A 7,848-nucleotide genomic window follows, 5' to 3' on the forward strand; every position below is an offset into this window, starting at 1 on the left:
AGCCCTTGGCCTTGAGGAAGGTGAACACCATGCCGCCGCCGATGACCAGACGATCGGCCTTGCCGAGCAGGTTCTCAATCACGCCGAGCTTGTCGGAGACCTTGGAACCGCCGAGCACCACAGTCAGCGGACGCTCCGGGTTCTCGGTGGCCTTGGACAGCGCGGTCACTTCCTTCTCCACCAGCAGGCCCGCGGCGGCCGGCAGATCGGCGGCCACATCGTAGTTCGAGCCCTGGGCGCGGTGCACCACGCCGAAGCCGTCGGAGACGAAGACGTCGCCAAGGGCGGCGATCTTCTTGGCATAGGCGGCGCGCTCATCGGCGTCCTTGCTGGTCTCCTCCGGGTTGAAGCGCACGTTCTGCAACAGCACCACATCGCCGTCGTTCATCGCGGCGACCTTGGCCTGGGCGTCCTCGCCGTAGGTGTCCTCGGCCAGCGGAACCTCGATGCCGAGCAGCTCACCCAGACGGGCGGCGACCGGGGCCAGGCTCAGCTCCGGCACGACCTTGCCCTTCGGGCGGCCGAGGTGGGCCATCAGGATGACCTTGGCACCCTGCTCGCGCAGAGCCTTGATCGTCGGCAGGGCGGCCTTGATACGACCGTCATCGGTGATCGTGGTGCCGTCCAGCGGAACGTTGAAATCAGCGCGCACCAGAACGCGCTTGCCCTTGAGATCTCCAAGATCCTTGAGTGTCTTCATGTATGTCCTTTCGCAGAATGCGTGGAATGGCATAGCCTGCCACTTACGAATCCTACACCACTGTGCGCGCGTATGTGTGCATTGTGTGGACGCGGCAACAAAAAGGAGCCCCCGGCGAGGGAGGGCTCCCGATGTCCTACTGCTGCTGCGCGCGGGCCTTCTCAGTCTTCTCGGCCAGCTGCAGGAGCCTGCGGATGCGGCCTGCGATGGCGTCCTTGGTGATCGGCGGATTCGCCAGACGCCCCAGTTCCTCCAGGCTGGCGTCGCCGTGGTCCAGACGCAGCTGGCCGGCGGCGCGGAGGTTCTCGGGGATGTCGTCGCCCAGGATCTCGAAGGCCTTACGCACCTTGTCGCTGGCTTCGGCCGCGGCCTTGGCGCTGCGGCGCATGTTGGCGTCATCGAAATTGGCCAGGCGGTTGGCCTTGCCCCGGGCCTCGCCGTCGGAACGCTTGCCGGTCCACTCCCGCGCGGAGCGTGGGGCGCCCATGAGCATGAGCATGCGTTCGATGGCGTCCGGATCCTTCAGCGTCACGCGCTCGGAGCTGCGCAGCTGACGCGGCTTGGCGGTCACGCCCAGTCGCCGCGCCGCGCCGACCAGCGCCAACGCCGCCTCGTTGGTGGGGCAGACGATCTCCAGATAGCTGGCCTTGCCCGGATCGGACAGCCCGCCATGGGCAAGGAACGCGCCGCGCCAGGCGGCCTTGACCTGAGCGATGTTGCCGCTGATGATGTCGGCCGGCAGTCCCAATACCAGGTGCTTGCGGCGGTCGAGCAGACCGGTCTGCAGCGCCAAGGCGGCGCCACCGCGCTCCACCTGCACCAGATACCGCTGGACCACGCCGCTCGGCGTCTGCCGGGCCACCTGCGCCAGGGACGCCTCATGGCCGTACAGGTTCTTGATGGTGGACTGCAGCCACTTGGCGGCCTCCAGCGAATCGAACTGCGCCTGCACGATGATCTGACGCTGCACCAGGCGCAACCCCCCGCCGAAGCGGATCATCGCCGTGGCCTGTGCCTTCTTGGCGGCGGGCAGCTCGTTGTCGATTGCAGCCAGTTCGCTTTTGACATCATCCAGAAGAGCCAAGAGCCAACCTCCTACTATCCCAATACTTCTCTATATACTCCGACGATAACGGTGCCCATTCCACGAATGTACCGGGAATCTGTGATACCCAACGACTTGGACAAGAACAGCCGGTGATTTCATAGTTCGGGCTCGTTATGCTCGCTATACGACTACCGTACCAGCTTCAGTTGTGCCGTTTGACCAGTTCCCGCGCGGAAACCGTGACCTGCAGACCGCGTGCGCGCAGCCGCTTGGCCAGGGCCTCGCTCATGGCCACCGAGCGGTGCTGCCCGCCGGTGCAGCCGACGGCTATCGTGACGAAGTGCTTGTCCTCTTTCGCGTACCCCTCGATCGCGACCGCCAACGCCTTCTCGTACGCGTCGAGGAACTCGCTGGCCCCGTCGCTGGACAGCACGTAGTCGCTGACCGGCTTGTCCATGCCCGTCAGCTCGCGCAGGCTGGGCACCCAGAACGGATTGGGCAGGAAACGGACATCGGCCACGAAATCGGCGTCGATCGGCACCCCATGCTTGAAGCCGAAGCTGAAGATGTGCACGGCCACCGTGGTCGCGCCCTCCCCCAGCAATCCCTCATACAGCTTGGTGCTCAGCTGGTGGATGCTCAGATCGGAGGTGTCGATGACGATATCGGCATGCTCCCGGAGATTCGCCAGCAGCGCACGTTCCTCGGTGATGCCGTCGATCAGCCGGGAACCGTGCTGCAGCGGATGCGGGCGGCGCACCGATTCGTACCGTTTGATCAGCACCTCGTCGCTGGCGTCCAGGAACAGGACGCGCGTCCTGACGCCCAGATCGTCCAGATGGCCGAGCACCTGGGCCAGATCGTCGAAGTAGCTGCGCGAACGCACGTCGATGACGCAGGCCAGCCTGTGGATCTTGGACGCCGAATTGGTCATCATGTCCACCAGCGGCACCAGCAGCTTGGGCGGCATGTTGTCGACCACGTACCAGCCCATGTCCTCGATGCTGTTGGCGGCCTGCGACCGCCCGGCGCCGGACATGCCGGTGATGAGCAGGACCTCGAAGCCGTCGGCCGGCTCCGGCACGGACGACAGCGCATCCTTGCTCGCCGGTTCGCGTGACGTTGCGGATGTCATAGCGCCTCCTCCAATGCTTGCCTCATCGGCTGTTCGATCGTGTCCAGAACGTCCAGGTCCGCAATCGACCCCGATCCGGTCATGCGCGCCACCTGCAGGATGGCCTGGTACAGGAGCATCTCCTGCCCGCCGATGGCCAGTGCGCCCCGATCCGACCATACCCGCATGAGATCCGTCGGACGCGGATCATAGACCACGTCGAGCAGGATGCCGCGCGGGGCTGGGTCGGGCATATCGGCCACGGCGCGTGCGAAGGGGTCCGCGGCGTGCGCGGGCAGCGTGCTGATGACCAGATCGGCCGTGCGGGCCGTGCCGACCGCCTCCTCGAGCGGCATGGCGTCAACGGTGACGCCGCCCAATCGTGCGCCGAGGTCGACCGCCTGGTCGAGATTGCGATCCGGATGCCGCGCGGCGATGGTGATATGGCCGATGCGGGAATCCAGAGCCATCGTGCAGGCCGCCACCGCGGACATGGCGGTGTTGCCGTTGCCGAGGATGACGGCCCGCGCCGGCCTGTCGTTCCCGACCCGCCGGGAAGCCGGCCCGGACGGCTCCGCGTCCAGCAGCGCGGCGACATCGGTTGAGGACGGCTGGCTCAGCGCATGGTCGATGGCCAGTACGATGCCCATGACATCCGTGTTGTACAGGCGGATCGCCGGCAGGCCGTCGCGCCCATGCTCCATATCGGACCAATCGAACACCGCCGTGTTGGCCACTCCCAGTTGCATGGCCCAGATATTCGAGGGGATGCCGTATGGCTGGATGGTCTTCTTCAACGGCATGGTCAGGCTCAGACCGACCCAACTCGGGTCGAGCCCGTGCAGGAAACCATCGAGATCGTCCTGTCCCACCTCGTGCCGGTCATAGGCCCAATCGTCCAGCCCCAACGCGCGGTATGCCGCGTTGTGCAGCACCGGCGACAGCGAATGCGCGATCGGTTTGCCCAGCACCGCGCACCGATGATTCACTACCGACATAGCCCTCCTTCCATCGGTACCCATGCTAGCCGAAAACCATGTCGCCTGTGATTCGGGGAGGTAAATATGGACAGGCGCAGCCGCCCGCAACGGCTCAGTCCGATGTCTCGCCGCCGGCCTCGGGCGTTGCCGTCGCTCCCCCGTCGCCGGGGTGCAGGGCGGTGAAGATGGCCTCGGCCTTGGCACGGCCGATGCCCTTGACCTGTTCCAGCTGTTCGACGGTGGCCTCGCGCATGGCGCGCACCGAACCGAAATGGTTGAGCAGTCGTTTCTGGTACGTCGCGCCGATGCCCGGGATGTCGTCGAGCGCCGAGCGCAGCGCCCCCTTACGCCGGGTCTGGCGGTGGTAGGTGATGGCGAAGCGGTGCGATTCGTCACGGACGCGCTGCAGCAGGTACATGCCTTCCGACTGGCGTCTGAGGATGATCGGATAGTCGTCGTCCGGCACCCAGACCTCCTCCAGCCGCTTGGCCAGTCCGCAGACCGCCACATCGTCCACGCCGCAGTCCTCAAGCGCCTTGGCGGCGGCCATGACCTGCGGTTTGCCGCCATCGACGACCACCAGGTTCGGACGGTAGGCGAAATGGCGGCGATTGGTGTTCTGCTGGATGATCTCGGCGTCCGCCTGCGCGGCCGTTGCCTCGGAGTCCGCGGGGGCATCATCCGAGCCGGTGACGTGCAAGGCGTCATGCGACTGCTGCGCCGCCTTGGCCGCCCGTTGCTCGGCGTCCATGCTTTCGCCGGAATCGCCGGCGATGTTGCCGTGCCGAAACCGCCGGGTCAACGTCTCATACAGCGCGCTCAGATCGTCGAGCGCGCCGTTGCCGTCCGCACCGCGGATGGCGAACCGCCGGTATTCGGACTTCTTGGCGATGCCGTCCTCGAACACCACCATCGAGGCGACCTGGAAGGCGCCGCCCACCGTGTTCGAGATGTCATAGCATTCGATGCGCAGCGGCGCCTCGTCCAGACCCAGCGCATCCGCCACGTCGTTCATGGCGCGGCTGCGTGTGGCCATGTCGCTGATACGGCTCATCTTGCTGCGTTGGAGCGCTTGTGCGGCGTTCTCGTTGGCCCGGTCCATCAGGGCCTTCTTCTCGCCGCGCGCCGCCACGCGAATCGTCACCGCGCCGCCGCGGCGGTCGCTCAGCCACCGTTCGAGCTCCTCGTGGCGGGTGGGTTCGATCGGCACGATCACCTCCCGCGGCACCGGGGCGATCGGCGCGAGGAAATCGTCGCGGCCGGTCCGGTCCTGCCGTTGGTTGCGTCGGCGTGTGGCCCTCGCCCGCGACTGCGCGTCGAAGGCGGTGACGGACTGTGTGACGCCGATGGCGTCGCGCCTGGTGGACAGCACGATCGGTGCGTCGGATGCCACGTGACGCGCGGCACCATCTTCGGCGCTGTCGAGGGCGTCGTCATCGCCATCCGGGGAGGGGACACCGGATACGGACCGTGACATCTCCGCGTCGGTCTCATTGAGGATGTCGGCATACACCTGGGTGATCATCTCCGCCATCAGATCCCCGTCGCTGATGTCCTCAACCCGCTCCACGCTCCAGTTGCGTTCGCCGCGGATCGCACCGGCGCGCACGAAGAACGCGTGGACGGAGGCCTCCAGCTCGTCGGAAGCGAAACCGAACACGTCCGCGTCCACATCCTGATCGAATGCGACGGCGTTCTGCTCCACCACGCTGCCGAGCATCTGGATCTCGTCGCGCAGCCGCGCCGCCTTCTCGAATTCCAGCTCGGCGCTGGCCTGCTTCATCTCCCGGGTGAGCTGGGCGATGTACGACCTGCCGAGACGACCGGTCATCACGCCGACCAGCCGCTCGCACATGCGCCGATGCTCCTTCGGGCTGATACGGCCGACGCAGGGGGCGGAGCATTTGCCGATCGACGCCAGCAGGCAGGGACGGTTCGTCAGCTGTGCCTTGTGGAACACGTTCGGCGAACAGGTGCGCACCGGGAACGCCTTGAGCAGCCGGTCCAGGCTTTTGCGCATATCCCACACCTTGGCGTAGGGGCCGAAGTACCTGGTGTCATGGCGTTTGCGGCTGCGCGTGACCCATACGCGCGGCACCTGCTCGCCGATCGAGACCGCCAGATACGGGTAGGTCTTGTCGTCGCGCAGCTTGATGTTGAACCGTGGCTCGAACTCCTTGATCCACGTGTACTCCAGCGTGAGCGATTCCAGTTCGGTGCCGACCACGGTCCATTCCAGGTTGCGGGCGGTGAGCACCATGGTCTGCGTGCGCGGGTGCAGTAGGACCAGGGGTTGGAAGTAGTTGCTCAGACGGTTGCGCAGGTTCTTGGCCTTGCCCACGTAGATGACGCGGCCTTCGCCGTCGCGCCATTTGTAAACGCCGGGTTTGGCGGGGATGTCGCTGGTTTTCGGACGGAACAGGTCACGGGTGTCGCCGAGCAGCGGAGCGCCGTTGGCGTTCACCTCCGCGGCGGCGTCCGGCGCAGCCGTATCCGGATTATCGGCGCCATCGGACGCACCGGTATGCGACGACTGCAATGACAGAGCGGTCTTCCGCCATACCTCGGGACTATGCCGTTCGACTAAACCCGCTGTCATATCGATCGTCTCCAGTCGTCATCGGAATGCTATACGCCGTGTCGGTCCGTCATCGGTCGGATTGTCAGTGCAGCATCGGCTTGAGGAACCGGCCGGTCCACGAGTCGGGGTTCTCGGCCACCTGCTCGGGCGTGCCCTCGGCCACGATCGTGCCGCCGCCGTCGCCGCCCTCCGGGCCCAGATCGATGATCCAGTCGGCCGACTTGACCACATCCAGGTTGTGTTCGATCACGATGACCGTGTTGCCCTTGTCCACCAGCCCCTGCAGCACGAGCAGCAGCTTGCGCACATCCTCGAAGTGCAGGCCGGTGGTCGGCTCGTCCAGGATGTACACGGTCTTGCCGGTGGAACGGCGCTGCAGTTCGGTGGCCAGCTTGACGCGCTGGGATTCGCCGCCCGAGAGGGTGGGCGCCGGCTGGCCGAGCCGGATGTAGCCCAGCCCCACCTGCACGAGCGTGTCCAGGTAACGGGAGATGGACGGGTACGCCTTGAAGAAGCGGGCCGCCTCCTCGATGGGCATGTCCAGCACGTCGGCCACGGACTTGCCGTTGTACTTGACCTCCAGCGTCTCGCGGTTGTAGCGCTTGCCGTGGCATTCCTCGCATTCCACGTAGACGTCGGGCAGGAAGTTCATCTCGATCTTCAGCGTGCCGTCGCCATGGCAGGCCTCGCAACGGCCACCCTTGACGTTGAACGAGAAGCGGCCCGGCCCGTAGCCGCGCACCTGCGCTTCGGCGGTTTTGGCGAACAGCGTGCGGATCTTGTCCCACACGCCGGTGTAGGTGGCGGGGTTCGACCGCGGCGTGCGGCCGATCGGGTTCTGGTCCACGTGGATCACCTTGTCGCACTGGTCGAGCCCCTCCACGCGCGTATGCTTGCCGGGCACGATGCGCGCGCCGTTGAGCTTGTCGGCCAGCACCGGGTACAGGATGGTGTTCACCAGCGTGGACTTGCCGGAGCCGGAGACGCCGGTTACGCAGGTGAACACGCCCAGCGGGAAGGCCACGGTGAGGTTCTTCAGGTTGTTCTCCCTGGCGCCCACCACCTTGAGCTGCTTGGTCTTGCGGGCCTTGCGCCGGCTTTCCGGCACTTCGATGCGCCGACGGCCGGCGATGTAGTCGCCGGTCACCGAACGCGGCGCCTCGATGAGCTTGGCCGCCGGTCCGGAGTAGACGACCTCGCCGCCGTGCTCGCCGGCGCCGGGGCCGATATCGACCAGCCAGTCCGCCTTCTCGATGGTCTCCTGGTCGTGCTCGACCACGATCAGCGTGTTGCCGAGGTCGCGCAGGTGATGCAGCGTTTCGATCAGGCGTTCGTTGTCGCGCTGGTGCAGGCCGATGGACGGCTCGTCGAGCACGTACATGACGCCGACTAGGCCCGAACCGATCTGCGTGGCCAGGCGGATGC

General features: G+C 66.1%; 6 protein-coding genes. All 6 read right to left on the reverse strand.

Annotation, left to right across the window (positions count from 1 at the left end; all coding sequences use genetic code 11):
- On the reverse strand, positions 1-700 hold a 700-nt coding region (locus B4C31_RS04785; RefSeq protein WP_291531554.1), incomplete at its 3' end, for a phosphoglycerate kinase.
- Between the two features lie 136 nt (positions 701-836).
- Positions 837-1,784, reverse strand: coding sequence for a DNA-binding protein WhiA (gene whiA / locus B4C31_RS04790; RefSeq protein WP_204464283.1), 948 nt, complete (start codon positions 1,782-1,784; stop codon positions 837-839).
- Between the two features lie 166 nt (positions 1,785-1,950).
- Entirely contained in the window at positions 1,951-2,883 is a 933-nt protein-coding gene (gene rapZ / locus B4C31_RS04795; RefSeq protein ID WP_291531555.1) for an RNase adapter RapZ, read from the reverse strand.
- Positions 2,880-3,860 carry a shikimate dehydrogenase family protein gene (locus B4C31_RS04800; RefSeq protein ID WP_291531556.1) on the reverse strand — a complete coding sequence of 327 codons (981 nt, stop codon included), beginning with the start codon at positions 3,858-3,860 and terminating at the stop codon, positions 2,880-2,882. The genes rapZ and B4C31_RS04800 overlap by 4 nt, the downstream gene beginning before the upstream one ends.
- A 94-nt stretch (positions 3,861-3,954) precedes the next feature.
- Positions 3,955-6,306 (reverse strand): excinuclease ABC subunit UvrC, encoded by a 2,352-nt coding sequence (gene uvrC / locus B4C31_RS04805; protein ID WP_414631847.1) that lies wholly within the window; start codon positions 6,304-6,306, stop codon positions 3,955-3,957.
- A 199-nt stretch (positions 6,307-6,505) separates the two neighbouring features.
- A partial coding sequence (gene uvrA, locus B4C31_RS04810; RefSeq protein WP_291531558.1) for an excinuclease ABC subunit UvrA occupies positions 6,506-7,848 on the reverse strand: 1,343 nt, incomplete at its 5' end.

The sequence above is a fragment of the Bifidobacterium sp. UBA4282 genome (assembly GCF_002394995.1).
Lineage (GTDB): Bacteria > Actinomycetota > Actinomycetes > Actinomycetales > Bifidobacteriaceae > Bifidobacterium > Bifidobacterium pullorum_B.

Bases quoted from the DNA above. Each gene is read 5' to 3' on its own strand.
- rapZ (WP_291531555.1), bottom strand. From the start codon at position 2,883: ATGACATCCGCAACGTCACGCGAACCGGCGAGCAAGGATGCGCTGTCG.
- B4C31_RS04800 (WP_291531556.1), bottom strand. From the start codon at position 3,860: ATGTCGGTAGTGAATCATCGGTGCGCGGTGCTGGGCAAACCGATCGCG.